Raw genomic sequence first — 25,273 nt, forward strand, 5'->3', positions numbered from 1 at the left:
TAAAATAAATGAGAATTATTTGCAAATGGGTGTTGACAGAACATAAGATCTAACTGATAATCAATATCAACAAGACGCAAAGCACAACGACTTGTACGGAATAAACTGATTTGTTTCTCGACCCTGAAACACGTGTGGCGCACGTAAACAGCTAAGGTTACCTGTTACTAACCGCAACGCCCCTTGATGTTGGTGACAGGTAACCGCCCTACTATTTTACTTGCTACATTGCTCATATCGGTGACGGTAGATATGAAACTAAAAAAGCCCTTACGGGCTTTTTTTATGTCTGTAATTTAGCGAACTAACCAGTGGAAAAACAATTACCGGCGGTTTTTACGTGCTCGTGCTCGACGTTGTTTTTTCTCTTCTTCTTTAGCGGCTTTTTTAGCCTCAGCCGCAGCACGAAGCCCTGCAACCATCACTTCTTCTTCTTCACGCATAGCTGGAGTTTCCATAGTGATACGACCAATTATGCCATCGCGTAATTCATTAATTAGAATTTCTGACATTTTATAAGTATCAATTTGGTTACCACCACGAATACAACCACGCTTTTTACCCGCCATTTCAACAAATTCCCAATCATTTTCAGGTAATTCATCAATTTTATAACGCGCTTTTAAAAGTTCAGGATACGCCCGCAATAGATATTCAGCGGTGTAACTAGCGACTTCTTCATATTCAAGTGCGGTATCACGTATCGCACCTGTAGCACCTAAACGGTAGCCTGAGTTTTCATTTTCAACTTTTGGCCACAACATACCCGGTGTGTCGTAAAGCATGATGCCGTCTTCTAGCTTAATACGTTGCTGCGCTTTAGTAACCGCCGGTTCGTTGCCTGTTTTCGCAACAATACGACCCGCTAACACATTAATTAACGTAGATTTACCCACGTTAGGAATACCCATGATCATGGCTTTAATTTGCTTATCAGCACCGACTTTGTGTGGTACTAATTTTTTACACAGTTCATTAATACGATGAACTTCAGCCGCTTTATCATTACCAAACGCAATCGCTTTTACGCCATTTTCTTGCTCAAAGTAATCCTTCCACGTTTGCGTCATTTTAGGATCGGCTAAATCAGCTTTATTCAAAATTTTGATGACCGGCTTACCTTCACGCAACGTCGCCACCATCGGGTTTTCACTACTGTAAGGAATGCGCGCATCAAGCACTTCAATGATCACATCCATTTGTGGCATTATTTCTTTAATTTCATTACGGGCTTTATTCATATGCCCAGGGAACCACTGTATTCCTGCTCTACTCATTTGATTTGTATGACCTTTAATTAAAGGCCGCAGCCTATGGGTACTAATGTGGGTACTAAAAGTAAAACTATGCTTTTGTACTTTTCGTTTATGTATAAAGTTTACTACATAATCGGTGTATGGTTCTTTGTAAAATTATTTGCCTGAGTCACTAAGTTTTATTGAATGGTTACCACCCAACACCTGATGCAGCCTTTATTAGGATACCTTGAAACATATAGCTCCAGCTATTCAAAATCCTCTTCAATAAATCAGCTAAGAAAAATGAAGTTGCTTAAATAGCCCCTTTTAGCTTGCCGTTGTAATCAACCTGATTTTCAATAGCTTGCCACAAGCCAGTGCCATTAAAAATGGCCACTTCATCATATTCATTTTTTATTTCAACCCTGCCTTCAGCAAAAGCATTTACGACGTATTGAAAGCCTTCATTTGTAGCAGGACTCAAAAAGCTAGTATTATTAAAATTTTCAGTCTCGTATTTTACCCATTTTCCGTTTACCTCAAACTTATATTCTTGATATGTATACTCTTCAAATAAGCCCAAATCTAAACCATACAGTAAACTACCTTTTGGACCCCTAGTTAAACGCGGGGCTTTCATTAAAAAAGTTAGCCCCTTACCTTCACTATCAATAAAAACATACGGTTGCCCAAGGGCTCGTGTACCGCCCCTCCCCTGAACAAGTTCTTTAAAAGTTGGTATAGAGTTTAAATATTGATATCCATCATTTTGATACCACTTTGAAACATTGATATGTGAGCTCATTTTAAAATACAAGAAAGCAGCAATCCCAATGCATGCTATCCCTAATAAGGTCAGCATATTTTTTTTCATTAATCACATCCTAATTGTTTAAAGTTTCCAAGTATTATCTTTGAATTATAAAGAAATCGGCAGTTAAATTAAATAAGGCGAAGATAGATAGCCGTTTTGTAGAAGAAATTGTAAATATAAAAAGGGAAGCTACGCGCTTCCCTTTAAAATAGTTTTAAGCTGTTTGTGCTTTTAAATTTAACCAATCTTCTTGTTTTAGCTTGTTCCAAGCAGCAAGAATATGGGTGGGCTTCATTTGCGATTTTCTAGCATTCCAACTATGTACTGTATTAATAAGCTCTTCATCAGTAATGTTATTACCTTCTAACTCATTAGTTGCAACCCAATGCACAGTTGAAAGTAGTTCCATACCGTTTTGCGACTCAAAGCCTTCTATTAGCCTAGCTACTTTATCAAATCGTTGTTTTGTATCTGAGCATTCTTGCAAATAATTCAGTGCTTCGATAGCAGCATCATCTTTAAGCTCTATAGGCGTATCAGGCTTATTTATACCGTCTGCATAACCGGTAATAAAGTGACCTTCCATTTTATCTAGTACATGGCGTAGCACATCAGCGTAAGGACCATAATGATGCTTTTGAAATATCACCTTGTTTAGTGGTTCACCTGCCGCAGTTAAAAAATAAACCAACTTTTGCACTTCTAGTAGCGATAAACGATAGCCAAACCCTGTAGAGGTATAACGTTCTATCAAACCTAAAACGGCAGCTCTACCGAGTGTCATATCGGGTCTTTTAGTTTTATTAGGCATCGCCTGGGCAGTTGGTGCATTTTGTGGTGGATATACATGCCACTCAACGTCTGGCAATTCATTTAAAGAACGCTGTATTAGTGAATCGACAGCATTCCAATCTAAGCCACCTAAGCCACTTCCCAGTGCTGGTAAAGCAACTGATTTAAGACCTAATCGTTTTACCTAAGCTTTTAAGCTGTTAAGCCCTTGCTCTATATATTCAAGCTTAGACTTACCTTTCCAATGCGCTTTAGTGGGGAAGTTAATAATATAAAATGGTGCATTAATAGAGTTAAGCTCAACAGTTAACACTTCACCTGTTACCAGCTCTTTATCGTCACAGGCTTTTTTGTATACCTTAAAGTTATCAGGAAAGGCCTTTTTAAATTGCAAAGCAAGCCCTTTACCCATTACCCCTACAGTGTTAACTGTATTGATAATAGCATCAGCTTGATCATGTAAAATATTGCCAGTTTGATAAGTAATCATCTTAACCTCAGTAGTACCACTGCGACCTAACTAAGACCTCAGGTTTATGCTGCACAGTTTGAAGTATTATATTTACTTCATTAGCAACATCTTGTGTTTTTACGCCTATTTGGCGAATAGCTGCCCATTGTACAGATTCAAACGCCAAAAACTCAGCTTGTTTTTCTTCTTTAAAGTCCTGCCAATAGCGTTCATTAATAATACGTTTAATATCCAACTCATTAATACGTGTAAAATCATCAACTTGCTCTGCATATTCTAAGTCAGCATGAATATCAGTAAAAAAGCAATGCTGATTACCTAGGCGCACAGTTTCTGTGTCACTAATTAAGTGTAATACCTTATCTTGCCCTCCGTCAAAGTCGTCATGCCCACAATGAATAACATACAACATGACTGAACGCGGGCAAAAATTAAACGGCACATACTGCCCAATCGTACCACCCGCAGCCACTTTTACAGGGCGAACTAAACGGCGTTGCTTAATATGGCTATAACCAATATTTTGGTTAACTAAACCAAGCTCAATACGTTTAGCGTCAGACCATAAGCAACCTTGACCTAAAATACTAGCCAAGTTATCAATATGCGTTATGTGTGATACAGATACTGTCATGAAACCCTCATAGGCCAAAGTTATTCAACTACAATAAACTCTTCATCGTCATCAGCTAACGCTTCTTCCACGCTTTTAAACTCTTCTAAAGCAGCAGTAAGTAGCTCTACAATTTCACTAGCTATAACAGCGGGTGGTTGAAGGTTTTCGGTATCTTCTAACGAATCATCTTTTAACCATGAGATATCAAGGTTAGTTTTATCGCGGGCAATAATTTCATCGTAGCTGAACTGACGCCAGCGGCCATCGGGGCCTGGCCCGCCATCTTCTTCACGCTCTTCTTCTTGCCAATTTGAAATGCGTTTTTTAATGTCTGAAGCTGAAAATAAGTCTACAAATTCATCAAAGTCTGTACGTGTTAATTTTTTAGCTTTAAGTGTCATGTGCACGTTGGTTCTAAAATCATAAACCCACACATTTTCGGTCCATGCTTTTTTAGACGCTGGCTTTGCATCAAAGAATAAAACATTCGCTTTAACACCTTGAGCGTAAAAAATACCCGTTGGCAGTCGTAAAATGGTGTGAAGATTAAAACGCGTTAATAGCTCTTTACGTATGGTTTCGCCAGCACCACCTTCAAACAAAACGTTATCAGGTAATACCACAGCAGCTTTACCACCAACTTTTAACATATTGCCAATGTGCTGAACAAAGTTGAGTTGTTTGTTTGATGAGTCTGCCCAAAAATCTTCACGCTCGTATGTAAGCTTTTCTTTTTCAATTTTACCTGTTTTTTCACTAATAATAGTAACTGAACTTTTCTTACCAAATGGTGGATTTGCTAAAACCATATCAACTTTATTAGCGCCAACCTCTTTAGCTAGCGCATCAGATGTTGATATAGGGCACTCATCAGTACCAATACCATGGAGATATAAATTCATCGCACATAAGCGAGCAACTGAGTCAGAGATATCATTGCCTCTAAAAGCATCATGCTTTAAGAATCGGGCTTCTTTTTTTGAAAGTGGGCGATCTTTATTATTAGTAATATAGTCGTGAGCAACCGTTAAAAAGCCACCTGTTCCACATGCAGGGTCTGCAATAATCTGCATAGGTTGTGGCTGCATTACATCTACAATCGCTTCAATAATTGGGCGCGGCGTAAAGTACTGGCCGGCACCTTTCTTTTCACTTTCTGCACCTTTTTGTAAAAGGCCTTCATATATAGCCCCTTTTACATCAATGCTTAATGTGGACCATGACTCTTTATTAATCATATCGATTAAGCGCTCTAACTTAGCTGGGTCTTGGATCTTATTTTGCGCTTTACGGAAAATAGTACCTAAAGTACCTTTCTGCTCACCAAGCGTTTCTAGGGTATGACGATATTCTTTTTCTAAATCTGAACCATCAAGCTTTACTAACTTAGTCCATTGCAATGTAGCAAGGCTTTCACCTTCTTGACCGCCTGCAACACGCTCAGCAGTCATTTTAAGAAAAATAAGATAGGTGAGTTGCTCTACATAATCGCCATAACCTACGCCTTCATCACGCAATACATGGGCGTAGTTCCAAACGCGATTAACTATTTCTGTGGTGCTTACATTATTCATTACTAATCTCTATCTAATATTTCTTTAACCCAAACATTATCTTCGAATTCTCTTAGATACAGTTTTGCAGCCGTGTTAAATTTTGTGGTGGTACAAGAAGGTCTAATTAATTTAATAAGTTCTTTCTTATTAGACTTGATTTGGCCTGATTTAATATCAATGCCTTGCGCTAACAACTCATTTGTATCAGCGACCACTTGCATTATTTTTTGCTTTATTGCCTTTCGTGCTTTTTTTGTTGGGCCATGGTTCAAATGAAATTTTTCAATAGACTCTTTGGCTTTTTGAAAATCTTCAGTGTCTTCATCATCACAGTTAGGGCAAGCTTCCCCATTTTTATTAAATGTAAGAAGCTTGTAATCGTCTTCATCAGTAGGATCTAACAGTTTAGGCCTTTCTAAATTATTATCACCTTCAGACTTATTCCAATCAGGTGGAGTAAAAACAGGGAAATGATCTTGTTTACCACCAGCTGTTTCAACATCAACTCGTCTAGAGTTACAAAAAGTACACGCGAAACGATAATTTTTCCAATCAAATGCCAGCCACCAGTAACCTGGGTGCTCTGGGCATTCAGCTACTTTTCCCTTGGGCCTAAAGTGGTCGATTGGATTGTCGGACCTGAGCTCATTACTTTCACAGTACCAACATTTACCATATGAGCGTTTTGATATAATGGTACTTAATTGACCCCATACATTACTTTTTGCACCGATAGCTTTTTTGCGGGCTTTTTCTTTAGCTACTACAATTTTCTCTGTTTGCTGCTCAGGAGTCCAACCCTCTTTTTCTGATTTAACAATAGTGGCAGCTTCCGCTTCTTCTACCTTACCATTCACATATTCCCAAGCCTGCTCGACGGTATCATACCAGTTATCAGGAAGATCCAAGTCGACTTCATCTATGTCAATATAACGCATTACTTTTCTGCCTCTTCAGCATCAAGTTCAGCGAGTATTTCATCCGTCATATCGGCTAGTTGCTGTCTATCTCTATCATTTAAAAAGGTTTGAGTGAATAATTTATCACCATGTTTTCTACCCCATGCTTTAACAAAGGCTGAGAAGTATGGGTCTGAATAGGCATCAAGAAAGCCTGATTTGTCTAATTGCTCTTGTAGCTGCTTATAACGCTTTTCTTCTGGCTCTGAACGATCTTCTTTTGCTAGTAAAATCGCGTGTTCATCAAGCTTGGCTAGTGTTTTAGGGTCTAAATCAGAACGTAAGCCAAACATGTCACTCATCAAAATACCGGAGAAACCCATGCCTTTAGGCTCATAAAGCGGTGACGCAGCAAAAACTTTTAAGCTGTCTTCATCACGCTTCATTATTTTAATTTGTTCTTGCTTAAGGGTAGAAATAACAATGGGATCATGTGTTGCTAGAACGATATGGCTGTTATCAACAGCGTCTGATTCTGCATCATCTTTATCACCTGTGTCTTCTTTAGCATCTAAATTAAAGCCAGCTACTTCTTTCAAAAAGTTAATATACTCCATACTCCACGCAGGATTTAAATGGGTATCAGGCTCATCTAGTAAAAACAAGGATTCATCATCACGTGTAAAGCGTAATAAACCAAGTACGGTAATTAACTGTTGTTCACCTTCACTTAACTCTCTAAAAGTTAGCGATTCATCAGTACCGTTTTTATTTTTAATCTTAACCCTGATACGTACTTCATGAATCAAGTTTGAAAAATAGATACTTTCAAGTAATTTAAAAAAATCTTTATCTGATGTTTCTTGACCCACGTCTTGTAAAGCTTCTATATCTTTTAGGTAAAGAAATAATGCATCTACATTTTCAGGGTTCTTTTTCATTGGGTGCGGTACTTTTATCTTCTTACGCATTGGTGCTAAAGAAGCAGAAAAGAGCCTATCTAAAAACGGCCTTACAACGCCTGTTGCATTCCAAAATCTCGGATCACCTTCTTTACTTGTCCAATCAGGCTTATTAAGAACAAACAATACTGACTCAATATCTTCAATAAATAACTTTTCTTTTAAGAATTTTTTAACTTTTTCATCAGCACCTAAAAAGAATGAAAGTAATACAAAGTTACTATGAACTTTTTGAGCATAAAACAAAGGCCTTAACGGAAGTGTTTTTTCATCTAAACCGTACTTTTCAGGGTATAAAAGCTGATCTCTAAACTTACGTTGATGGTCGTAAAAGTGCGTAGCTAAACGATCACTCGGGCCAGAGTAATAACCAAATACATTTGAAGGTAAATATTCTCGATCTTTGTTATTAAAAAAATCTATGTATTTATCGGTAACTACTTTTTCTGGCTTTCTTTCTTCGTGAACGAGTACTTTGTATTGTTCTTTTTTTACTTTGGTATCTGTTGCATCAACTAAAATACGATTACCACGACAAATGTATTCAAGCTTGTACGAAAACGACGGTTCTTTGTGTAAATCGAGGTCGCGAAATATTATAACCAAAGCTTCAATGACATTTGACTTACCCGCACCATTCCAACCGATAACAACCGTTACCAACTCGTCTTGGTCAAAATCAATTTTAATATCTTTAAGGTTTTTAAACTCACTGATCCATAGTTTATCCAGCTTCATTTTCTTTTACTTCCTTGTATTCAAACTTGTCACCTTGCTTCTTTTCTTTCAACATAACAGGCGTTACTGTTACGTTTTCATTCTCAGTAACTATTTTTAACTCTTGGTAAAAGGCTTCAATGCCTTCAGGTGAAACATCATTTTGAAAACCCGCTTGCTCAAACAACTCATCTACGCTTAATGCTTTCTTTGCTTTTTTAAGCACATTAATAATTGGCTGTTTATCCATTTTTTTTGCTCTCGTGTTAGGTTTCTTTTTGGCAAGTTTGGCTTTTTCTTCTAAAAGCTGTTTTTCAGTTTGGATTTTTTCGAGTAGTTGTTCCGCCGTTTCATCCGTTTCGATATTCTCAATTAACTCGCCTGAAAAAGCTTTGGCTAAAATTGAAGACTTAAGTTGACTAGCGTGTAATATTTTTTTATCCACTTCGATTATTGTACGATCTGTTTTACCGACTTTGTCAGTTACAAATTCAATAATCTTTGTCATTTCATTTAATGAGCAATAAGGCACTGGAAAAGCGCTTAGTTTAGTTTTATTTATTGATGCTAGATTAGTTGTCTGTTTACCTTGTTTTATAAAGTATTCTTTTCCTATTGTGTTACCAAAGATAGATACAAACTCAGGCACAAGCTCATTACTATATAAACGAGCTCTAAACACATGGTTTTGATAGATACACTTATCGATCTCATTACGCCATACCCAGCCGCGCCCTAGCTTATCTCTGTCGCCACCTTCGTTGAACAAAATGTCTCCGTCTTGAAGTAGCAGGCTATCTACTTTGTCATTAGGAACTCTAATATCTTTCATTTTGGATAGGTCTAAATAACCTCTTTGGACATTTGCTACCCTCAAATACGGTAACAATGTTGTTTCATCTGGCTTTCGTTTAGCATCTACGGTAATGCCACCTTGAATATTTGAGATAGCTTCAAGTCTTAAGTAACCCCATTCAATTGGGATATCCGGCACATCTTCAGTTTCAGGAGGGAGGGGATCTTTATACTTATCTTTCCACTTATCATCTTTAGGCACTTTGCCTTTTTCTTCAAAAGCTTTAAGTTGTTCGGCTTCCCAGTTTGCCCGGCGTTCTTGTAAAATGCGTTCAAGTAATTCATCGGCTGGCTGTAATTTATCGGCGTTTTGTTCACGCCACTTTTCAGTTAACTTGCCCGTTACCGCGTCTTTTAATACAGATTGGCGGTATTGTTGTAGTTTAGCTTTAGCTTGTTTTAGCCCTTCAACACCGGCATCTATATGTGAAAATAGCTCTTCTATCTTATTAAAAATTTCAACTTGTTCCCCATAAGGAGGAATTCTAGTTTCATGAGCTAGAAATGGACCTCTATTAATATGTTTCATGGTACTACCGTGAAGGTGCTCAGTATTAACCATTTGCTCAATAGCTATTTTCATCCAATAATAACTCAGCCCTGGATGAAAGTACTTGCTTGGAATTACTTTAAAAATATGCTGATTAAGCCAAGCACTCCCCCCTTTCCAAATAAATGCATCCAGTGTAGCAGACCAACTAACTAGCAAATCGCCATTTGAAATTGAGTAAATTTCAGGTACATCAATCTTAGTATAATTAAATGGTTTTGAAGAGTTGGTAAGGTTTTGTATCCTTACAATAGGTACACCTCCATCTCCCCAGTGGTCGGGTTTAAAAGCAAAACCATTTATGAATTGACCTAAGTCATTAACTGTTGCAACAGCCCAGTTAGGAGGAATGCTACTTACTTCAAATTTATTCATTAAACTTCTAATTTAGTTATATGTCTAAGCTATCAAATAGCCATTCAATTCATTGACTACATTATCTAGTTTGTCACCAAATAACTGCTTGGCTTTCAGTACGCCACCTTGTTGGGTAAACGGGGCATAATCAAAGTCTTCTATCATCATTTCTGCATTTTGAGCAATTTGCTCTTTAATTAGTGCCAGCCATTCAAGTTGGGCAGCATCAAATTCAACACCTGTTTGCTGTTGCTGCGTTAACCAAGTATCAAAGCGGCGTTCAACCACTTGCGGGAAAGGCTCTAGTACATCTTTTAAACCTGTGGCATAACTGACTAGGCTTACAATGTTGGTAAGTAGTGTTGCCGGTGGCACACCTTTCACTTTGGCTGTTTCAAGTTGCTCGTAAGCTTTCCACACTTCTATTGGGGCGAGATTATACGGTGGTGCCTGAATGTTTTCAGCCAATTCCTCTATTTGTTCGTAACTTAAGTGTCGTTGTTGATATGGTTTGCTGAAAATTAACTCAATTGCCGTTAATTCGTCTTTATTGTCATTAATAAATTGTTTAAAGCTTTCAATGATGTGTTGCGCTTTTTCTTCATCAAAACCTGCATCAATTAACTCATCAGCACTTTCATCAATAATTTGGTCGGTATTGCGCCTTACCTTTTCAATAGTTTCTCGTACATCTGGGTTATGAAACGGCTTTATTGCTGCGTTTGCTAGCGGTTGATAAACCTGATCTCGTTGCTCTTGGGTTGGCGCATCGGTGCCAAATTCAACTTTTGCTTGTTGCTCTAAATAATCTTCATTGGTGGCATGGATTAATTCACCGGCTACTAATACTAACGGCTTACCCATTAATTCGCTTAGTTCAGCTCGTTGCTTATCATCAATCTTTAAATCTAATCGTATTAAGCGGTTGCCTAAACTACGTATGGTTTCAGCCGACCTATCGCCTCGGGCTATTTGTTCCATGAGCTTTTCAGTAGAAACTGACGGCTTTTGTTCCATCGCTTGGCTTTCAGTTTTATCAGTTTCAGTTACGCCTACGGCATCTACTAAAACAAACTTGGTTTTTGCTTTGGCATCTGGCGTTACTGCATTAAGTGAGTCATCATCAATTACCCGTGTACCGCGCCCTTTCATTTGTTCGTAGTATGCTTGGCTGCGAACATCACGCATGAAAATAAGACATTCTAAAGGTTTAATGTCGGTACCTGTGGCTATCATATCTACTGTTACAGCAATGCGTAAACGAGGGCTAGTACGAAATTCAGCTATAGTATCTTCCGCTGCTTTTTTACCAACTCGGTACGTTACTTTTTTACAAAAGCTGTTCCCTTCATTAAACACTTCTCGTACTTTATCAACAATACGATCGGCATGGTCATCATCTTTAGCGAATATTAAGGTTTTAGGTACCCATGTTCGCCCACTAAAGCAATCAGGTAAGCAATTATCTTTAAATGCTGTGAGTACAGTGAGTATTTGATTAGGAGCGATAACACTTCGATCAAGTTGCTTTTTATTATAGCTTTCGTCTTTGTCGAGAATTTCTTGGCGTTTCTTTTTAGTTAAACGGTCACGTACTTGTACAGCGGTGCCTGCTTCTATTAAATCACCTTCTTCTGACTTTTTAGTTTTAATGCGATAGATGTCGTAACCTACGTTAACTTTATCGATTACCGCATCCTCATGAGTATATTCAGATACGAGGTTCTGCTTAAAAAAGCCGATAGTTTTCTTAGTCGGTGTAGCTGTTAAGCCAATTAAGAAGGCGTCAAAATACTCAATGACTTGTCGCCATAAGTTATAAATAGAACGATGACATTCATCGATGATGATGAGGTCAAAGGTTTCAATGGGCATTTCTGGGTTATAACTAATCTTGCGAGGTTCTTTGGTTTCTGTATTCGCTTCTATTTCATAGCCTGAACGTTCATCGGCATCATCATCTAACTCTGTACCTGCTAATTGAGAGTACAAACGCTGAATGGTTGAAATGGTAACTTTAGTGGTATCCGCAACACCTGTTGTGCCAAGCATGTTTACATTGTAATGAGAGGTAAATTTACGTCCATCTAAAGGGGTATCGTATTGTTCAAATTCTTTTTTAGCTTGACGGCCTAAGTTACCACGGTCTACCAAAAACAATACTCTTTTGGCTTTTGCGTATTTTGCTAGGCGATAAATTTGAGTAACGGCGGTAAAGGTTTTACCTGATCCTGTGGCCATTTGCAGTAAAGCACGAGGTTTATTTTTTTTAAGTGAGTCTTCAATGCCTGTAATGGCTGCTATTTGGCAATCGCGTAGACCTTCAGTATTTAACTCTGGCAGGTCATGCATACGCGCTCGAAGTGTGTTTTCTTCTTCAAGCCAGTTTTTGAGGGTTTCAGGTTTGTGAAAGTGGAAGATGCTGCGGCTACGTGCTTTAGGGTCACGATAATCACAAAAGCGGACTTCAAGACTACTGGCTTCGTATGTAAAAGGTAAATCATCTAGCCAACGTTGAGTAAACGCTGACTTAGATAAGCTATAACGGCCGCTTTGCTCTGCTACCCCACCTAATGAAATACCATCCTTTTTAGCTTCTATAACACCACAAGCCTTGCCATCGACAAAAAGCATATAATCAACAGGACCTGTAGACGTATCCATTTCACGAATAGCGATACCATGAATACCTTCTTTACCATCGTAAAGGTTCATGCGTTTTTTGTTTTGGATAGTCCAACCCGCTTCAATTAGCTTTTTATCTATAACTAATCGGGCTTGATCTTCAGGTTTAATTTCCATTTATGCTCTTCCATTGCAAGTACTTATAACAATATATTTAACACAGGCGGTAGTGGTTGATACTTCCACCTTAAGCAATATCAGACAAGTTGATAAGTGAGATACAACTTTAACAAATTTGCTGCTAACAATTGTGTAAGACATTTCCCAATGCTGGGTTGTAATACACCCAATAACTAGTCAGCTGTTATTTTCTCTATCGATAATATAGAAATTTAAATTTTGAAGCAAAATTATACTTTTAAGTTAAACAATAAACCTTGGATTGTTAAAAGCACACATTAAAAATACTTTTATTCGCTAAATATTAATCTGTAACTAATACTTACGTTAATAACGAGGAAAAAAGGTGGTTCCATGAATTTTGATAATTTTATAAATCTAGATAGCTTGGTTAGTAATGCAAAAGATCTTTCAATAGAAAAAGTAGCTGTTTTATGCATTATAGCTATAGCAATTGTCGCTATAACTAAAAGTTCATAAATCCATAGCTGCATACTACATGCAGCTATTATCTCTTTGCCCGATTCTTTCCATTATCCAGTCATCAACTTCTGACTCAAGCCAAGCTACCGATTTGGCACCAAGCGGTACTTGTTTTGGAAATATGCCTTTAGTCATAAACTCATAAATTGTTGAACGGCCTAGTGATGTTTTTTCGATTACTTCTTTTAATTTGATTAAACGCATGGAATTTCTCCGGTTGGTTATTAGTACATAACCTTTCCGGGGTCAGTATTTTTTTATGCTCTTCAAACAAAAAACTTACACATATACATCACTAACTTGCATGAACCACTTAAGAGGAATTTACAATGCAAGGTCAACAGTCGTTATATGAATTTAAACACCCCGTAAATGATGAGCAGATACTAGAAGCCGCTGCATACATAATCGCTAAGAAGCAGTTTAGAGATGGCGCTTTAAATAGCCCTAATGATTGCGAAGAGTACTTAAAACATAAACTCGTGATACATGAACATGAAGTATTTGCCGTACTGTTTTTAGATAGCCAGAACCGCATACTAGAGTTTAAAGAGCTATTTAGAGGCACTATTAACGCAGCTAGTGTTTACCCTAGAGAAGTCGTTAAAGAAGTTCTGGAGCTTAATGCTGCATCAGTTATATTGGCGCATAACCACCCTTCAGGCGTTACTACCCCATCTCAAGCAGACAAGCTTATTACTACCAAATTACAGCAAGCTTTAAACCTAATTGATGTATCTGTGCTTGATCACATCATCATTGGCGAAAGCACGTATTCATTTGCTGAACATGGATTAATTTAAAAGGAATTAGATATGGCGTTACAAATAGAGCAAGTATCAGGCTTAAAAGTGCCTGAGTCTTTTATTGGTGTGATTGTAAGTGCAGTTATTGAGGGAGGTGATTCGGTAGGCGGAGCTAAGGCGGTTACGCTTAACTTTAGAGATCCAGACTACAGCCCTGAAGCTGGAGGCTTTCACCCTGTAGAGGTTAGGTTGGAAAAGCAGGCCACCTGCTGGCAGCTTATTTATATTACTGACTTTTCGTATCAGGGCCGTCATACCCCTGAACTGATAAAAGAAATTGATGTGTGCTTTAGCATTAAGCAGGTTTATCACTTTCTAGCTGGTTGGTTAAACGCTAAGGAAGGTAAAGAGTTGTTAGCCTTGTTTATTTCAAACTTTGTTGAGTACTACAACACAGGTTGTTATCAGGTAATGATTACTACTGAGTAACTGGAGGTTTTTATGGCTGAAGTACAAGCGGTTAAAGATCTTGATACAGTAAGACTTGTTAGTTATTTGCTAGAAAAGCGTTGCTCAAGGCAAATGAGCCAAATATGGAACATTGGCTTAAATCTCGCGCTTAGAATATCTGACTTACTTGCAGTGAAGTTTACTGACATAAATAACGATAGGTTGATTATTTACGAGTCAAAGACCTCAAAATTAGCTGAAATTAAGCTAAATGATAAGGCGCTTAACTTAATCAACGAAATTAAGCTTACACATCCACATCACATCTACTTATTTCAATCATACCGAAATCAACAAGCGATTAACTCAAAGCCCAAACCGCTATCTCGTAGAGCGGTTACAAAAGCATTTGCGCTAGTGGGTGAAGAGCTAAATATTCATTTAGGTACTCACTCAATGCGTAAAACACGTGGCTATCACTTGTATCAGAAAACCCACGACATCGCCCGAGTAATGAAAATGCTTCGCCATAGCTCCGAAGCAACAACACTTCGTTATATAGGCATAACACAGGAGGAAATAGACAAAGACTTTGAAGAACTAGAGCTATAACCCTAGCGTCATTCTGGCGCTTGTTTTACTTAACTAAAAGGAAGGCATTATGTCTTTAAATAAAGCCGTTTCGTGCGGCTTAGTTGGTAATGAGTTATCCAAACAGATAACTGGCAGTAATGATGCTAGCGTAAGCAGAACCGCCGTGGCTATAGGCTCCGGTGCAGCTGCTGGAGCGCTTACATCTGGTGCAATAGTAGTTTGTGCAGGTGTCGCGTCTGCGCCAGTTACAATCCCTTTAGCGGTAGCTGGTGGAGTAGTTGCTGGCATTGCTAGTTTGTTTGATTAGTTAAATACGAGTGCTCATAGTGAGCACTCTTTTATAGTGCAATAACACCGTTTATTTGTATGCGCGCATTTAAGCAGTGCGCTTAGCTATAATCGAAGCCTAGCTGCAGATTCCACGGCATTAGGTTCGGTGTGAAATTTTCTGGCGAATTCAATTATACCTTATCTCCATGCTGTTTTTTTCATACCGCAAAGATCAACACGTCCTAGTTGGAGCTAGGGCGTTCCCTATACTTTGTTAATCGCTAATACCCTGCTTAAGAAGACCACTCTTCTTGTTCAGATAATCAAGCCAACTCAGATCTTTTTATCCAGTGTCGATTAATAAGAACCACTTGAGTCAAGATAATAAGCAATGCGGCCGCAGACAAATAAAAGTCGTTCTTGTAAATAGGTTGATATAACATGTCAAAATTGCCGTCATCAAACGCGTCCCAATTCATAAAGTGCTGTAAAGCAGCAACATGTGCACCATAAAACGCAAAAACATTTCCCAGATGCAGCATTGACCAATGAAGATTTCGGAATAGCATCAGTACCCCCAATAAACCAATCACTGAGCGCTGTGTACGACAATATGGGCAAGGATCGACAACTGAAAAAATGTCCATTCCCCAAGTCACCAGAAATACTACAATTGCGCCAATACCAAGTAGTCTGATTTTACTATCACTCAATACATTAAACATAAAATCCCTTATTTAAATTTAAACATAGCAAGGAAAAGTAATTTCAGTTCACTTGCCTAATTAAGTTACCATTGGTATATTAAAATGTAAATTACTATTGGTAACTAAATAAGATGGTACAGAACTCCTATTGTTTAAATCGTGTATACATTTGGATTGTATGGGGTCACGACAAAGCGAAAGCTTCCAGATGTACTCATTGTCCTCCCTGTTTTCTCAAATAAATAAAAATTAATTTGAGAAATTGAGGAGAAAACAATGCAAGGTATAAAACGACGAATTACTTATATATTTTTTTATGAAGCTATTACTCTAGTACTAATCAGTATGGCATTTCATGCATGGGCAGATGACGATTCAGGGCATCCGGTACTACTCGGAGTAATCACTGTGGTAATGGCTATTATTTGGAATACGCTTTACAACACTCTGTTTGAGAGATGGGAAAAAACATTGATTACCCGTGGAAGAGGCCTTAGAAGACGGATATTACACGCCGTTGGTTTTGAGGTGGGTTTTGTAGCTCTGACCTTACCCATTTTTTCATGGTGGTTGAGCATTAGCCTCTGGGATGCATTCCTGTTAGATGCTGGACTCACCCTGTTCTTTATGTTCTTTACATTCTTTTATAACTGGTTATTCGATCTGATTTTCGGTTTACCAGTTTCAGCACAATAAGAAGGGAAATGAAATGAAAAACTTTAAACTACGGACCATTCAGACGGCTGACGAGCTAGCAGCTCCGATTCTGACGGACTTCAAAGAAAAATACGGCATGATCCCGAACTTTTATGCCGCCCTAGGTATCGATGGTGCAAGCCTGAGGGGTTATTTAGACTTTGAACAAAGTATTGAAGATTTTGGAAGTCTTACCGATCGGCAACGAGAACTGATTTCACTCTGTGTTGCTAACTACAACAAATGCCATTACTGTGTATCTGGCCACACTTTTTCTGCCAAGAAAATTGGGGTATCATTGCAGGAGTGTGCTGATGCTCAAAGAGCCACATCAACAAACTTGGATGATCAAGCTATTTTATCCCTTTCTCGAACGGTTCTTGAAAAGCAAGGACATTTGAGCAACGAAGATGTTGAGTCAGCCTTGGCTCATGGGCTGACTGAAGGCCAGATCATTCAGATATGTGCATGGGCTGCTCTAAACACGTTTAGCAATTGGGTCAATAACATCACGCAACCAAAGATTGATTTCCCCAAAGTTGATTTTGCGTAGAAGAAGCAAGGAAAGTCATATTGAAATCTCGTTTTAAAAAGGAAGAACGCTATACCCAGCTTCTGGATGTGGCTTTCGAGATGGTCAAAGAGCAGGGAACGGATGCCCTGACTCTGATCAGTCTGGCAAAAAAAGCAGGCGTAACTAAGCCCATTACTTATAATCATTTTTCAACTCGCCAAATGCTGTTGTACTCACTATTTAGACGCTGTGACAATGAGCTGTCATCCCAAATGAATAATCTGATAAAAACGCAATCAAATAATTTACGAAGTGCCATCGCCGTTTACATATCGTCTTACATCAACTGTCTCGAAACTAATGGAAAAGTTTATGATGATATTGTCTCAGCGTTAAAAGCCTACCCAGAGTACTCTGGTATAGAAAGCGATATCAGGGACTATTTCTGCGAAGTGATAAAGAAAACATTATCGCCATTTATGTTATCCAACGGAAAGCATTTGACCACGCTGATGCAGATTTCGATATTTAGCATCACTGAATATTTAGGTGCTTTTTTGCAAGAAACCACGGAGAATAAACATGTTCTTATTGATGAAGCGATTGAGATTATCTTTAAGATTTGTAACTAAATCGCCCGATACCCCCCCATTTTTAATGGAGGCTAGCTTTAGAATTTCCGTTGCTTAACTTTTCCAGCTTTTGTATTGGTGTTATACCACCTAAACCCATGTTAGGGTTTCATTATTATAAGTTCATAGCCCATACAAGGTAAACGGGTTAATTTTATACAGTTAGCACTTTCATAATATAAGCATTGTCCCAACCCGCTTTCAGTCGCTTGCTTTTCACTCCAATCTTTGCATTTTTTTGTTCTCCATATGCCAATGACGTAAGCGCGCATTTAAGCAGTGCGCTTAGCTATAATCAAAGCCTAGCTGCACATTCCACGGCATTAGGCCGGTAAAATCATCATCTCCGACAACCCCGATAAAGTCGAGTGCCGTGTTTGATTACTGACCGGTAATCCTGATAGCAACCACTGTAATTGGCGTTGCTCGATACCCCTAGCCGTGTGTTCATCAGTCTGTTTTGGCAACTGAAATCTTCCTTGTTCTAAACGACGATAATAGAGCCAAAAACCGTTGGTATCCCAAAATAAAACCTTTAATTTATCTCGTCGTTTATTGCAAAAAACGAACCACGCTTGGCTTAAAGGAGCGAGAGATAGGGTATCACTGACAATAATACTCAGGCCATTGATTTATTTGCGCATGTCGGTGAACCCCGTGACCAAGTAAACTTGGCGCGTGCAAGCTCTCACAGTACGCTCAATAATTTGGCTCAAGTTTGGTTAGCTAATGTCGACTCGAAGTCTATTTGATAGCCGTTTGGTGTGGTGAGTTTAATGATTGAAGGGTGTGTAAAGGCTTGCTCATGAATAACAAACGGGATCACCTGTTGCTTTTTAACCCTTACTATTTCGTCATTTAGGCCAAGCATAGAAAGTCGATGCGTTAATGTTATTATCACGACAAAATCGAATGGTGGCTAAATCACTCGATTTTTGCTACTAAAAATGCCTTGCCAGTGTTTTATTTTTTAGGTTCTCATAATGGTATTTTGGGAACTTGCCATCCCATATATACTAAGGGCTTAAGCTTATTTAAGTAGTTCAAGGTCTCAAAAACTCGTTGAGTGGCTTAATGGGAAGTTGATTACCTTCTGCTGCAACCAAAATAATTATCTTTACTACCAAAAGCTTTTGTATCAACTTTTGCAAAATAACTAACTCTAAAGAATAGCTGTTCAAAATCCTCTGCAAAGTTTTCACTGTTCCTATTAAGCCTGTATGTATGATTATCAGGAAATTCTACACACTTACCCGCATCATAGGTTTCAATCCCTATAGACCTGGCCCAAGCTCTTATTATACGAGAAGCCATATTATCACCATTACCTTGATAATTACCTAAACCATAATAAGTGTCTTTATTCAGAAAAATCGCAACATGATAATGGGGCATGCAAGAGCTATCTTGCTCTTTGACCCATATGTATCTCAAACTACTATGGTGAGCATTACCGTTTCTTTTAATTTTATCTTTAATGTCACGCTTTATTTCTAGATCAAAATTCTTAAAAAAGCTTGATATATTTGATGTTTGTAAGCTTGCAACTTGATCAATAATCCCAAAGCTAACTGGAAATCTTAAATCGAACCTAATAGCTAAAGTCCTAGGGTGCTCATTCAGACTTTGAGTTAGAACCTGCTCAATAGATATTAAATAATTTTGTATCAAATCTCCCTTATTCCATACAGGAATATTTTTGTAGAAACCCCCTTTGTTTATCACTAAGTTCCTATTAACTGGATGACGTATATTCATTATTTTCCTCTTGATTTTAGTTAGTCACATAAGAGGTGTCTCCTTAGTAATTATTTATCCATTATTGCTTTATAAGTTTGAAAAGGTAGTGCTGTGTATATATTACCTATACAGAAAAACAACCCATCAGGTTTGTGTGGTATGAATCAAAAAACCCTAGGCTGTTGAGTTGAATTTAACAGAAAGAAAAAAGAGAAAAGTAGTACCGATGTGGGATCAATTCATCTGCCTACAAAGCTTAATATTTGCTTTTTCAAAACTAGCATGCGATAGATCATAAAATCAAAACTAAGAAAATAAACACTAAAACATAGGTTAACCCAGTAAAAACGCGCTTATATAAAGTATCTTAGTTACGTTTTTTTTACTATAAATAGTTTTATTTATTATGAATAAATCACTTATAAATTACGCTTTAGTTATGCTATAAATGAACTTCACTTGATAAGGAATTACAAAAATGTCATGGCTAGACACATTCAAAAATGATGAAAGATCACTGTATTGGTTAGTTGAATATATTCATCACACTGAGTTGTTTACGGTAAATCGATTCCCTACAAACATTCAAGAAGCTCGCGAGATTATTCAGTGCTGGGAAAATGAATCCATTAATGGAGTAGGAGTTCGTTTACAGTTTCAATTGAGTCTCTTAATGAAGAGTTACTTTGAAAATATACTCCCTATTGAGAGTTTTGATTGGCTATCGATTAAAAATCCAAAGCAGGTATGCTGGGTGCTTTTTTACATAAACCTTAACCCTATTTCACAGATTCATTTCGCTCCACAAAATAAGTACTATAGAAATTTTGCAAGTAACATTAAGGAGGCATATCCGCTGATAATAAAAACTTTTGACGCTGCAATGTGCAATGATGGAGTCAAACAAAACTACTTACTGGCTATGAAGCGCAGCTATTCACAGTATCTAACAGGTAAAAGCCTACTTCCTTGGTTGGACATAAAAGATGAAGAGACATGTAGTTGGGTTTGGCGTTATCTAATGGAAAAAGTAGATGAGGCGTCAGGGCAAAAAGATACGTTCCAATTCATAAAACCAATTGATAATGAAACAATTTATTGGTCATGTATTTCACTAATAGCTAACTGGAGGTTTTTAAAAGGTCGCTTTGTGAAAAATGTCGAAAAACCCCTTTTTCATCATATCGAGGCTATCAAACCTTCTAACAATACTAATGTTAATTCACAAACAAGTAAGTTCTTTCTTTCCGGCTCCCCTTTAAAATATAACTATCAAATCAAATTTAATGCTATCGATGAATTAATACATACTGATATTAACGATCTCACTATCACTGCGCCATCGACACCTCTGGCTGCATTTAATGTTGTTGGTAATGTTACAGTTCGTCTTTACCGTCAAGTTACTTTTACTTCTATTGTCGAAAAGCTTAATCAACCTTCAGCTTACGATTGTACTCAAGATATTAATGGTAAGGAAACTCTGGAAGTAGATCTTTTACCTGATCAAAAAGACCTCACCGCTTACTTATATAATGCAAACAAACAAAGGTCATTTCGTCAAAAAAGTAACAACTCTTTAGGTTTAACCAAAGCAAACCAAAAAAAACTAACCAATTACGCTAAAGAACAAAAAACTACTGAGAAAAAAGCCCTCAATGAAATAGTCAAAACAATGCTTGATTAAGTACTTTTACTTGGGACTAGCCTGCCCAATCAACTCACTCCACCATGTCATAATCGGCCTGCGTTGCTCTAAATAATCAGAGCGGTTATATGCCGCTCTTGTTTCGTTTTCATCTGCGTGGGCTAGGCAGGCTTCGACCAAAAGGCTGTCGTAACCTTCCTCATGAAGAGCTGTAGATGCAACTGAGCGCAAGCCATGAGCCACCAGCTTATCTTTGTAACCCAAACTGCGTTTAATCGCGGCATTGACCGTATAAGTGCTTGCATGGCCCTTTTCATTACGCTCACTCGGGAATACATATTCATGGTGACCGCTCAATGGTTTCATTTGTTCAAGTATTGCCAAGGTAGCAGGCGTTAAAGGCACTCTGTGAGCCCTTCTACGCTTCATTTCTTCAGCAGGAATCACCCAAACAGCCTCTTCAACATTAATGTCTGCCCACTTAGTGCCTGCGGCTTCCTTTGAACGAGTCATTGTGTGCAACTGCCACAAAATTAAAAGCTTGGTTTTGTCCTGAATGGTTTGAGAGTTATTCACAGCCGTTAAAAAATCAGGTAGCTCTTCAGGCCTTATTGTAGCCATGTGCTCAACCGTGTTTTTAGTAAATACTTTTATAATTTTTGCTAGTGGATTGGCATTGATAAAGCCATGATTTACCGAGTAATCCATGATCTGGTTTAAGCTTTGGCAAATACGCTTAATTGTGGAGTGCTTAGCGTCAGCCTCAAGTGGCCTGAGAATTTCAATGGTATCAATCGCTGTAATGCTTTCTAAAGGCGTGTCTTTCAACTTGGGGAAAATATACATCTCAAGTGTTCGCCATTCCCTAGCTGCGTGATGAGCGGTCACAGTAGGCTGTTTGCGTTCAAACCAAAGCTCTGCGGCTACTAAGAAAGTATTCGCAGCTTTTCGACTTTCAGATTGCTTCTTAGCTAATTCATGTACCTTTGGGTTGATCCCTCGAGCTAACAACTCATTATATTCAATTGCCTTAGTACGAGCATTCGAAAGCGATAAAGCAGGATAAAGCCCCAAAGGTACTCTATTAAACTTTTTATTTATTGGATCCCTAAACTTAAATTGCCAGGACTTAGTACCACTAGGTAAAACACGTAATTGAAGACCACCGCCATCAGAAAGCGTTTGCTCTGTATCAACGCTGGCAATAGATTTTATTTTCTTGTCTGTTAGACGAACTACAGGCCTAGCCATAAGAAGCTCCACAATGCTATTTAGAGCTAGTATATATACAATACAATCTCATGGGTACTATTGTGGGTATTAAAAATCTCAGAAGTAGGAAGGTAATACTGGAAGGTTACGGAACGAAATAACTTTAAATGATTGTTCTATAAGTAAATAAAATAAAACACCGGATTGCTACGGAAATTAATTCAAGCGACCAGGGAACCACTGGATAGCCATTTTTAACTCCTACAGATAATTTCGGGCTATTTTAACTGGCTCAGCCCTTAATTGCGCTATACTGACGCAAATTTTTTTAAATAAACTGTTATGGCTCTTAAATCGACGATTATTAAAGCGCAGTTATCGCTAAGCGATATGGACCGCAACGTATACCAAGACTTTAATTTAACCTTGGCACAACACCCTTCAGAAACCGAGCAACGCTTGATGATCCGCTTGCTTGCCTATGCACTTAATGCCTGTGATGGTTTAGAATTTACTAAGGGTTTATCGGCTGATGATGAACCAGAGCTGTGGCATAAAAGCTATAGCGATGAGATCGAGCTGTGGGTTGAGCTTGGTTTACCTGATGAAAAGCGTGTTAAAAAAGCCTGTAATAAAGCTAAAAAAGTGGTGCTATACACTTATGGTGAAAACAACCAAGCAATTTGGTGGCAAAAGCATCAACCTAAATTGTATGAGTTTAAAAATTTAAGTATTTTTAGTTTAGATTTTGCTACAACTCAAGCGCTGGCAGCGCTGGTTGATCGCAATATATCGCTGACTATTACCATTCAAGATGGTGATGTATGGGTGAGCTCTGATTCAGTTAACATTGAAATAAAACCAGTACAATTAATGTAATTGTAGGTTCAATAGATTAAGAGGGTGTATGACTGTTAAACGCGTTGTGGTATTACACGGATTGTATATGTCTGGCTTTGTAATGCGCCCTTTATGCTCGCAGCTCGAAAAGTCTGGGTTGGATATTCTCAACCTCTCTTACAATACATTGTCTCCCGATCGCGCCGCTATTTTTAAACAGATTGATAATTTTATTAATGATAAAAATACGGCCCTTGTTTGTCATTCAATGGGCGGACTGGTGGCGCGTGCATACCTTGCTGCAAATTCAGAGCAAAGCCAAAACGTAACAAAAGTTATTACTTTAGGCACACCGCATAAAGGCAGCCATATAGCCCGCAGAATGCAGCAAAAAGGCTTTGATGTATTTTTAAAAAACAGTGTGGAGTTTTTACTGACCGAAAATGGTGATTGGCCATTTAATGCCAAGCTTTATAGTATTGCTGGCGATTTACCGATCGGCCTCATGCCGCTAATTGCCAAAGGTAGTCAATCAGATGGTACGGTATTAATTGATGAAACCAAACTCAAAGGCATGGCAGAACATAAAGTGTTTCATTTAAGTCACACCAGTATGATCTACTCACGCCAAGTGATGAATTATATTGTTGAGTTGCTGGTTTAATCTTCTGCACTAGCAGCCACTTTATAGGCAACAAATGCGATGATTGCTAAGATCAGTGGTGTTGGCGCTGCGATATAACCAAAGGTATCAAAGTTAGCAAAGCTTGCTCCTGCTAAATGGCCGACTAAGCCAACTACAAATGCAATCAACGCTATACCAATAACAACTAATTCCATTTTACTTTCTTTTTGTGTTTTAGCCTGCATGTTATCTCTCCATCAAATTTATCTGTGTTGATTATGCGCCGACTAAAAACGTTAATTTTGACCTAAATCAAATAACCACTCGCCATGTAATAGCTTGCTATAAAAGCTTGTTTTAGATCATCTTATTGTGCTTTTATTAAGCGATTTGCGGTTATTTTGATTTTTAGGGTGGTTTTTTAAAGATTGGAGCCCATCTCTATTGTACGAACAAATTAATTACTACAGCAGGTTGGCTAATAGGTAAAATCTATTAAGGTTATCGATTTTAACCATTTTACAGATTACTAAAAATGGCTGATACTTGCTTCAGTGTTTAGAAAACATCTTATCAGTTTATTAAGGAGAAGTTATGTCACAGGTAAACGCAATTGGTCTTAACAGCGCGAAAAGTGAAGATATCGTCAAGTCACTCAATACCCTGCTAAGTAGTTATCAAATTCAATATATGAATGCCCGCGGTTTTCATTGGAATATTAAAGGTCGCAACTTTTTTGAACTACACGTCAAGTTTGAAGAAATTTATAACCTATTACTTTTAAAAGTAGATGAAGTCGCTGAGCGTATTTTAACGCTTGATGGCGCACCACTGCATGCATTTTCTGATTACTTAGAGATCAGCAAAATTAAAGAAGCAAAAAATATCAGTGATGGTGTCGCTGCAGTCGAAAACTTACTCGCTGGTTACAGCACGCTAATTAAAATGCAGCGCGATATTTTAGAGCAAGCAAGTGATGCACAAGATGAAGGTACGGCTTCATTGATGAGTGATTATATAACTGAGCAAGAGAAGCTAGTGTGGATGCTTAAAGCTTATTTAAATTAATCATAACCAGGTTTTAATATATAGATGTTCCGGGTGCTTAGCTAAGTAACCTGGAATATCATCGTAAAATTGTATATCCATATCGCTACCCCGCCAGATATGTTCCAGCAAACTTTTGGCTACAGCACTTGCTTGAATATAAACAACACGTTTATAACCGCGCGCTTTAACACCATGAAAGTATTCAGTTGCAACCGCCAAGCTATCTGCGGTCGCTAATTCAAACTAAGCTAAGTTAATCACCGCATATTCAATGGATTGAGGCGGCAACTTTGCTAAATCAGCAAATACATCCTTGGTAAAAGCCTGTATACCTTCTCGATTAAAACATCCAATCACTTTGATATATATTGTTGGTGATTCAATTGAGTATTCCCAGCGCCCATGTACATTAAACATATAAGTACCTCCAAAC

At 38.1% G+C, this 25,273-nt stretch carries 31 protein-coding genes; 12 read left to right on the plus strand and 19 right to left on the minus strand.

The window, feature by feature from the left end:
• Positions 1 to 323: 323 nt before the first annotated feature.
• The 10 genes from ylqF to FW757_RS06640 all read right to left on the minus strand — a co-directional run bounded on the left by ylqF (position 324) and on the right by FW757_RS06640 (position 12,630).
• On the minus strand, positions 324 to 1,277 hold the full coding sequence (ylqF, locus tag FW757_RS06595; protein ID WP_145240293.1) for a ribosome biogenesis GTPase YlqF: 954 nt from the start codon (positions 1,275 to 1,277) through the stop codon (positions 324 to 326).
• A 274-nt stretch (positions 1,278 to 1,551) separates the two neighbouring features.
• The gene (locus tag FW757_RS06600; RefSeq protein WP_446441006.1) at positions 1,552 to 2,112 is read right to left on the minus strand and encodes a hypothetical protein; all 561 of its coding nucleotides are present in this window, start codon (positions 2,110 to 2,112) and stop codon (positions 1,552 to 1,554) included.
• A 154-nt stretch (positions 2,113 to 2,266) separates the two neighbouring features.
• Positions 2,267 to 2,836: a hypothetical protein gene (locus tag FW757_RS06605; protein ID WP_446441007.1), complete on the minus strand. Its 570-nt coding sequence runs from the start codon at positions 2,834 to 2,836 to the stop codon at positions 2,267 to 2,269.
• 192 nt (positions 2,837 to 3,028) lie between these two features.
• Complete coding sequence (locus FW757_RS06610) at positions 3,029 to 3,334, minus strand: macro domain-containing protein (protein ID WP_446441008.1); 306 nt, start codon at positions 3,332 to 3,334, stop codon at positions 3,029 to 3,031.
• Between the two features lie 7 nt (positions 3,335 to 3,341).
• Positions 3,342 to 3,950 (minus strand): type II toxin-antitoxin system toxin DNA ADP-ribosyl transferase DarT, encoded by a 609-nt coding sequence (darT, locus tag FW757_RS06615; RefSeq protein ID WP_446441009.1) that lies wholly within the window; start codon positions 3,948 to 3,950, stop codon positions 3,342 to 3,344.
• Positions 3,951 to 3,970: 20 nt separating this feature from the next.
• A complete protein-coding gene (locus FW757_RS06620; protein ID WP_446441010.1) occupies positions 3,971 to 5,506 on the minus strand; it encodes an N-6 DNA methylase in 1,536 nt (511 codons plus the stop codon).
• 2 nt (positions 5,507 to 5,508) lie between these two features.
• Positions 5,509 to 6,426 (minus strand): hypothetical protein, encoded by a 918-nt coding sequence (locus FW757_RS06625; protein ID WP_446441011.1) that lies wholly within the window; start codon positions 6,424 to 6,426, stop codon positions 5,509 to 5,511.
• Positions 6,426 to 8,087, minus strand: coding sequence for an AAA family ATPase (locus tag FW757_RS06630; protein WP_446441012.1), 1,662 nt, complete (start codon positions 8,085 to 8,087; stop codon positions 6,426 to 6,428). Before FW757_RS06630 ends, FW757_RS06625 begins: the two co-directional genes overlap by 1 nt.
• Positions 8,074 to 9,846 (minus strand): restriction endonuclease subunit S, encoded by a 1,773-nt coding sequence (locus FW757_RS06635; protein ID WP_446441013.1) that lies wholly within the window; start codon positions 9,844 to 9,846, stop codon positions 8,074 to 8,076. Before FW757_RS06635 ends, FW757_RS06630 begins: the two co-directional genes overlap by 14 nt.
• A 24-nt stretch (positions 9,847 to 9,870) precedes the next feature.
• The gene (locus FW757_RS06640) at positions 9,871 to 12,630 is read right to left on the minus strand and encodes a type I restriction endonuclease subunit R (protein ID WP_446441014.1); all 2,760 of its coding nucleotides are present in this window, start codon (positions 12,628 to 12,630) and stop codon (positions 9,871 to 9,873) included.
• A 357-nt stretch (positions 12,631 to 12,987) separates the two neighbouring features.
• Between FW757_RS06640 and FW757_RS06645 the strand changes: the two genes are divergently transcribed.
• Complete coding sequence (locus tag FW757_RS06645) at positions 12,988 to 13,113, plus strand: hypothetical protein (protein WP_446441015.1); 126 nt, start codon at positions 12,988 to 12,990, stop codon at positions 13,111 to 13,113.
• Positions 13,114 to 13,128: 15 nt separating this feature from the next.
• On the opposite strand, the gene FW757_RS06650 is transcribed toward FW757_RS06645, so the two are convergent.
• Entirely contained in the window at positions 13,129 to 13,320 is a 192-nt protein-coding gene (locus FW757_RS06650) for an AlpA family transcriptional regulator (RefSeq protein WP_446441016.1), read from the minus strand.
• A 125-nt stretch (positions 13,321 to 13,445) separates the two neighbouring features.
• On the opposite strand from FW757_RS06650, the gene radC reads away from it, so the two are divergent.
• From radC to FW757_RS06670, 4 genes are read left to right on the plus strand one after another with little or no spacing between them, the layout of a single operon-like run.
• Positions 13,446 to 13,919, plus strand: a complete 474-nt coding sequence (gene radC / locus FW757_RS06655) for a RadC family protein (protein WP_446441017.1) — start codon at positions 13,446 to 13,448, stop codon at positions 13,917 to 13,919.
• A 12-nt stretch (positions 13,920 to 13,931) separates the two neighbouring features.
• The gene (locus tag FW757_RS06660) at positions 13,932 to 14,351 is read left to right on the plus strand and encodes a DUF2787 domain-containing protein (RefSeq protein ID WP_446441018.1); all 420 of its coding nucleotides are present in this window, start codon (positions 13,932 to 13,934) and stop codon (positions 14,349 to 14,351) included.
• 12 nt (positions 14,352 to 14,363) lie between these two features.
• Complete coding sequence (locus tag FW757_RS06665; RefSeq protein WP_446441019.1) at positions 14,364 to 14,924, plus strand: tyrosine-type recombinase/integrase; 561 nt, start codon at positions 14,364 to 14,366, stop codon at positions 14,922 to 14,924.
• 49 nt (positions 14,925 to 14,973) lie between these two features.
• Positions 14,974 to 15,213: a hypothetical protein gene (locus FW757_RS06670; protein ID WP_446441020.1), complete on the plus strand. Its 240-nt coding sequence runs from the start codon at positions 14,974 to 14,976 to the stop codon at positions 15,211 to 15,213.
• A 286-nt stretch (positions 15,214 to 15,499) separates the two neighbouring features.
• Here FW757_RS06670 and FW757_RS06675 read toward each other — a convergent pair whose 3' ends face one another.
• Complete coding sequence (locus FW757_RS06675) at positions 15,500 to 15,901, minus strand: disulfide bond formation protein B (protein WP_446441021.1); 402 nt, start codon at positions 15,899 to 15,901, stop codon at positions 15,500 to 15,502.
• Positions 15,902 to 16,159: 258 nt separating this feature from the next.
• Between FW757_RS06675 and FW757_RS06680 the strand changes: the two genes are divergently transcribed.
• The 3 genes from FW757_RS06680 to FW757_RS06690 are packed head-to-tail and all read left to right on the plus strand — an operon-like array spanning position 16,160 to position 17,725.
• Positions 16,160 to 16,579: a PACE efflux transporter gene (locus FW757_RS06680; RefSeq protein WP_446441022.1), complete on the plus strand. Its 420-nt coding sequence runs from the start codon at positions 16,160 to 16,162 to the stop codon at positions 16,577 to 16,579.
• A 13-nt stretch (positions 16,580 to 16,592) separates the two neighbouring features.
• Positions 16,593 to 17,132 (plus strand): carboxymuconolactone decarboxylase family protein, encoded by a 540-nt coding sequence (locus FW757_RS06685; protein ID WP_446441023.1) that lies wholly within the window; start codon positions 16,593 to 16,595, stop codon positions 17,130 to 17,132.
• Between the two features lie 20 nt (positions 17,133 to 17,152).
• The gene (locus tag FW757_RS06690; protein ID WP_446441024.1) at positions 17,153 to 17,725 is read left to right on the plus strand and encodes a TetR/AcrR family transcriptional regulator; all 573 of its coding nucleotides are present in this window, start codon (positions 17,153 to 17,155) and stop codon (positions 17,723 to 17,725) included.
• A 323-nt stretch (positions 17,726 to 18,048) separates the two neighbouring features.
• On the opposite strand, the gene tnpB is transcribed toward FW757_RS06690, so the two are convergent.
• From tnpB to FW757_RS06705, 3 genes are all read right to left on the minus strand, one after another.
• Positions 18,049 to 18,357: an IS66 family insertion sequence element accessory protein TnpB gene (gene tnpB / locus FW757_RS06695; protein WP_446441043.1), complete on the minus strand. Its 309-nt coding sequence runs from the start codon at positions 18,355 to 18,357 to the stop codon at positions 18,049 to 18,051.
• 80 nt (positions 18,358 to 18,437) lie between these two features.
• Positions 18,438 to 18,596: a hypothetical protein gene (locus tag FW757_RS06700; protein WP_446441025.1), complete on the minus strand. Its 159-nt coding sequence runs from the start codon at positions 18,594 to 18,596 to the stop codon at positions 18,438 to 18,440.
• Between the two features lie 215 nt (positions 18,597 to 18,811).
• Positions 18,812 to 19,483, minus strand: coding sequence for an inovirus Gp2 family protein (locus tag FW757_RS06705; protein ID WP_446441026.1), 672 nt, complete (start codon positions 19,481 to 19,483; stop codon positions 18,812 to 18,814).
• 460 nt (positions 19,484 to 19,943) lie between these two features.
• Here FW757_RS06705 and FW757_RS06710 point away from each other — a divergent pair, with 460 nt between their 5' ends.
• Entirely contained in the window at positions 19,944 to 21,152 is a 1,209-nt protein-coding gene (locus FW757_RS06710; protein ID WP_446441027.1) for a hypothetical protein, read from the plus strand.
• Positions 21,153 to 21,158: 6 nt separating this feature from the next.
• Here the strand turns inward: FW757_RS06710 and FW757_RS06715 are convergent, their stop codons facing one another.
• A complete protein-coding gene (locus FW757_RS06715; protein ID WP_446441028.1) occupies positions 21,159 to 22,364 on the minus strand; it encodes a tyrosine-type recombinase/integrase in 1,206 nt (401 codons plus the stop codon).
• 303 nt (positions 22,365 to 22,667) lie between these two features.
• On the opposite strand from FW757_RS06715, the gene FW757_RS06720 reads away from it, so the two are divergent.
• Entirely contained in the window at positions 22,668 to 23,204 is a 537-nt protein-coding gene (locus tag FW757_RS06720; RefSeq protein WP_145240254.1) for a YaeQ family protein, read from the plus strand.
• Between the two features lie 28 nt (positions 23,205 to 23,232).
• Positions 23,233 to 23,829, plus strand: a complete 597-nt coding sequence (locus FW757_RS06725) for a PGAP1-like alpha/beta domain-containing protein (RefSeq protein WP_145240252.1) — start codon at positions 23,233 to 23,235, stop codon at positions 23,827 to 23,829.
• On the opposite strand, the gene FW757_RS06730 is transcribed toward FW757_RS06725, so the two are convergent.
• Positions 23,826 to 24,035: a hypothetical protein gene (locus tag FW757_RS06730; RefSeq protein ID WP_149982248.1), complete on the minus strand. Its 210-nt coding sequence runs from the start codon at positions 24,033 to 24,035 to the stop codon at positions 23,826 to 23,828. The genes FW757_RS06725 and FW757_RS06730 overlap by 4 nt on opposite strands.
• 349 nt (positions 24,036 to 24,384) lie before the next feature.
• Here FW757_RS06730 and FW757_RS06735 point away from each other — a divergent pair, with 349 nt between their 5' ends.
• Positions 24,385 to 24,858 (plus strand): Dps family protein, encoded by a 474-nt coding sequence (locus tag FW757_RS06735; RefSeq protein ID WP_182717517.1) that lies wholly within the window; start codon positions 24,385 to 24,387, stop codon positions 24,856 to 24,858.
• Here the strand turns inward: FW757_RS06735 and FW757_RS06740 are convergent, their stop codons facing one another.
• Together FW757_RS06740 and FW757_RS06745 are read right to left on the minus strand one after the other, a co-directional pair.
• Positions 24,859 to 25,059 (minus strand): hypothetical protein, encoded by a 201-nt coding sequence (locus FW757_RS06740; RefSeq protein WP_182717518.1) that lies wholly within the window; start codon positions 25,057 to 25,059, stop codon positions 24,859 to 24,861. It abuts the gene before it with no gap.
• Positions 25,060 to 25,083: 24 nt separating this feature from the next.
• Positions 25,084 to 25,257 (minus strand): hypothetical protein, encoded by a 174-nt coding sequence (locus FW757_RS06745; protein WP_182717519.1) that lies wholly within the window; start codon positions 25,255 to 25,257, stop codon positions 25,084 to 25,086.
• Positions 25,258 to 25,273 lie beyond the last annotated feature (16 nt).

It is taken from the genome of Pseudoalteromonas sp. 1181_04, assembly GCF_052850545.1.

Bases quoted from the DNA above. Each gene is read 5' to 3' on its own strand.
- FW757_RS06680 (WP_446441022.1), top strand. From the start codon at position 16,160: ATGCAAGGTATAAAACGACGAATTACTTATATATTTTTTTATGAAGCT.
- FW757_RS06620 (WP_446441010.1), bottom strand. From the start codon at position 5,506: ATGAATAATGTAAGCACCACAGAAATAGTTAATCGCGTTTGGAACTAC.
- FW757_RS06710 (WP_446441027.1), top strand. From the start codon at position 19,944: ATGTCATGGCTAGACACATTCAAAAATGATGAAAGATCACTGTATTGG.
- FW757_RS06675 (WP_446441021.1), bottom strand. From the start codon at position 15,901: ATGTTTAATGTATTGAGTGATAGTAAAATCAGACTACTTGGTATTGGC.
- FW757_RS06625 (WP_446441011.1), bottom strand. From the start codon at position 6,426: ATGCGTTATATTGACATAGATGAAGTCGACTTGGATCTTCCTGATAAC.
- FW757_RS06725 (WP_145240252.1), top strand. From the start codon at position 23,233: ATGACTGTTAAACGCGTTGTGGTATTACACGGATTGTATATGTCTGGC.
- FW757_RS06670 (WP_446441020.1), top strand. From the start codon at position 14,974: ATGTCTTTAAATAAAGCCGTTTCGTGCGGCTTAGTTGGTAATGAGTTA.
- FW757_RS06645 (WP_446441015.1), top strand. From the start codon at position 12,988: ATGAATTTTGATAATTTTATAAATCTAGATAGCTTGGTTAGTAATGCA.
- darT (WP_446441009.1), bottom strand. From the start codon at position 3,950: ATGACAGTATCTGTATCACACATAACGCATATTGATAACTTGGCTAGT.
- FW757_RS06665 (WP_446441019.1), top strand. From the start codon at position 14,364: ATGGCTGAAGTACAAGCGGTTAAAGATCTTGATACAGTAAGACTTGTT.
- FW757_RS06705 (WP_446441026.1), bottom strand. From the start codon at position 19,483: ATGAATATACGTCATCCAGTTAATAGGAACTTAGTGATAAACAAAGGG.
- FW757_RS06605 (WP_446441007.1), bottom strand. From the start codon at position 2,836: ATGACACTCGGTAGAGCTGCCGTTTTAGGTTTGATAGAACGTTATACC.
- FW757_RS06745 (WP_182717519.1), bottom strand. From the start codon at position 25,257: ATGTTTAATGTACATGGGCGCTGGGAATACTCAATTGAATCACCAACA.
- FW757_RS06640 (WP_446441014.1), bottom strand. From the start codon at position 12,630: ATGGAAATTAAACCTGAAGATCAAGCCCGATTAGTTATAGATAAAAAG.
- FW757_RS06730 (WP_149982248.1), bottom strand. From the start codon at position 24,035: ATGCAGGCTAAAACACAAAAAGAAAGTAAAATGGAATTAGTTGTTATT.
- radC (WP_446441017.1), top strand. From the start codon at position 13,446: ATGCAAGGTCAACAGTCGTTATATGAATTTAAACACCCCGTAAATGAT.
- FW757_RS06610 (WP_446441008.1), bottom strand. From the start codon at position 3,334: ATGATTACTTATCAAACTGGCAATATTTTACATGATCAAGCTGATGCT.
- FW757_RS06685 (WP_446441023.1), top strand. From the start codon at position 16,593: ATGAAAAACTTTAAACTACGGACCATTCAGACGGCTGACGAGCTAGCA.
- FW757_RS06635 (WP_446441013.1), bottom strand. From the start codon at position 9,846: ATGAATAAATTTGAAGTAAGTAGCATTCCTCCTAACTGGGCTGTTGCA.
- FW757_RS06715 (WP_446441028.1), bottom strand. From the start codon at position 22,364: ATGGCTAGGCCTGTAGTTCGTCTAACAGACAAGAAAATAAAATCTATT.
- FW757_RS06650 (WP_446441016.1), bottom strand. From the start codon at position 13,320: ATGCGTTTAATCAAATTAAAAGAAGTAATCGAAAAAACATCACTAGGC.
- FW757_RS06720 (WP_145240254.1), top strand. From the start codon at position 22,668: ATGGCTCTTAAATCGACGATTATTAAAGCGCAGTTATCGCTAAGCGAT.
- FW757_RS06660 (WP_446441018.1), top strand. From the start codon at position 13,932: ATGGCGTTACAAATAGAGCAAGTATCAGGCTTAAAAGTGCCTGAGTCT.
- FW757_RS06700 (WP_446441025.1), bottom strand. From the start codon at position 18,596: ATGCTTGGCCTAAATGACGAAATAGTAAGGGTTAAAAAGCAACAGGTG.
- FW757_RS06630 (WP_446441012.1), bottom strand. From the start codon at position 8,087: ATGAAGCTGGATAAACTATGGATCAGTGAGTTTAAAAACCTTAAAGAT.
- ylqF (WP_145240293.1), bottom strand. From the start codon at position 1,277: ATGAGTAGAGCAGGAATACAGTGGTTCCCTGGGCATATGAATAAAGCC.
- FW757_RS06600 (WP_446441006.1), bottom strand. From the start codon at position 2,112: ATGAAAAAAAATATGCTGACCTTATTAGGGATAGCATGCATTGGGATT.
- FW757_RS06735 (WP_182717517.1), top strand. From the start codon at position 24,385: ATGTCACAGGTAAACGCAATTGGTCTTAACAGCGCGAAAAGTGAAGAT.